The following is a 1,827-nucleotide window of genomic DNA, read 5'->3' as shown; positions in this document are numbered from 1 at the left end:
AATCTCTTGCGATTGTAAAAGTCTTTTGACATAACTATTTCGCTGCATATAAACCTCTATTTGAACTTAGCAATGAGTGCATCTACTTCAGCACGTAATCTATTAACTTCAGCTACAACTTCAACTAGTTCTTTATTTACAGCATCAATGTCAATTACTTCACGTGTAGACTTAGGTTCAACGTATTTACCTACAGAAAGATCGTAGTCGTTAGCAACAATACTCTCGTAAGAAGCGTTCTTCGTTACATACTGAATCTCTTCTTTAGAGGCGAACATCTCTACGATTTTATCGATATGCTCATCTGTTAAAGAGTTATTATTTTTCCCTTTAACACAGAACTCTGAAGCATTAATAAATTGGATATCTTTGGTTTTCTTGTTTTTCGATAATACAAGAATATTAACTGAAATTGAAGTTCCGAAGAATAGTTTATCTGAAAGAGAAATAATTGATTCTACGTAGTTATTATCGACTAAGTATTTACGGATATTTTGTTCTGGCCCTACACGATACAGGATACCAGGGAAACAAACGATAGATGCTTTTCCTGTTTCAGAAAGATAGTTTAATGCATGTAAAACAAAGGCAAAATCTGCATTTTTTTTAGGTGCTAAAACTCCTGCTGGGGCAAAACGTTCATCACCAATTAATGTAGGATCATCTTCTCCTACCCATTTAACTGAATATGGAGGATTAGATACGATTACATCGAAAGGTTTGTTTTTCGCCTGTATCTTAGGTTTTTGAGAGTATTCATTGAATACAGGTTTTAATAGAGTATCACCTAGACTGATATTGAATTGACTATAATTAACATCATGTAACAACATATTCATACGTGCTAGGTTGTATGTAGTTGGATTTATTTCTTGTCCAAAGTAACCTTTATCTAATTCTTTCTTATTTAATAGTTTTCTAGCTTGGAGAAGAAGTGATCCAGAACCACAAGCAGGGTCATAAATTGCATTTACATTTTTTTGTCCATGTATAGCTAAACGAGCAAGTAATTGTGATACTTGTGGTGGTGTGAAGTATTCACCTCCAGATTTACCAGCATTCGCAGCATAATTAGAGATTAAGAATTCATAAGCATCACCGAATAAATCAATCTTACTTTCTTCAAAGTTGCCGAAATTAAGATCAGCAATACCTTGAAGAATTGCTGCTAAACGTTTGTTTTTCTCTGCTGCTGTAGCACCTAAGCGCGAACTAGTAACATCGAAGTCTGAAAAAAGTCCTTTGAATACAGGCTCTGAGTATTCGTTAGTATATTTTTCAATTTGTTCAAAGGCCTCTTTCAGGTCAACATTTAAATTGCTGTTTCTATGTGCATCTTTAGCAATGTTGCAGAATAGTTTACTTGGAAAAAGGAAAAAGCCTTTAGAAGCAATAATAAACTTAACATTCTCCGGCATTTCCACAGATTGATCAAATATTTTCTGAACTGTTTCGTCACTCCAAGTGTGATAATCGTCACCAATATAATTAGCTATAAGCTCACTAATATAGCGATAGAATAGTGTACCAAGTACATATTGTTTAAAATCCCAACCATCAATAGATCCACGTACATTATCTGCAATTTGCCAAATTTTGCGCTGTAATTCAGCGCGTTGTTCCATAGATGACATCGTTTACACCCTAAAAATTGAAAAAATAACATTCTTAATAATTCATGTTTACCTCTAGCATACCTGTGAGGTAAATTCATACTATTCAATTATACTAAGAATTTAGGTTAAATCTCTAGGAAACAGAGAAAAATTGGTATTATAAGAGATCTTTAGATGGTGGTTGTAATGATTTTTACAATCGCAAGAGATT

The 1,827-nt window shown here is 33.5% G+C and carries 1 protein-coding gene; it reads right to left on the bottom strand.

The window, feature by feature from the left end; genetic code table 11:
• Positions 1–56: 56 nt before the first annotated feature.
• Positions 57–1,634, bottom strand: coding sequence for a type I restriction-modification system subunit M (locus CKF58_RS08075; protein ID WP_119532737.1), 1,578 nt, complete (start codon positions 1,632–1,634; stop codon positions 57–59).
• Positions 1,635–1,827 lie beyond the last annotated feature (193 nt).

It is taken from the genome of Psittacicella hinzii (assembly GCF_003585935.1).
GTDB classification, from domain to species: domain Bacteria; phylum Pseudomonadota; class Gammaproteobacteria; order Enterobacterales; family Psittacicellaceae; genus Psittacicella; species Psittacicella hinzii.
Note: the sequence above shows the minus strand (reverse complement) of the source record. Positions and strands in the feature narration are given on the sequence as shown.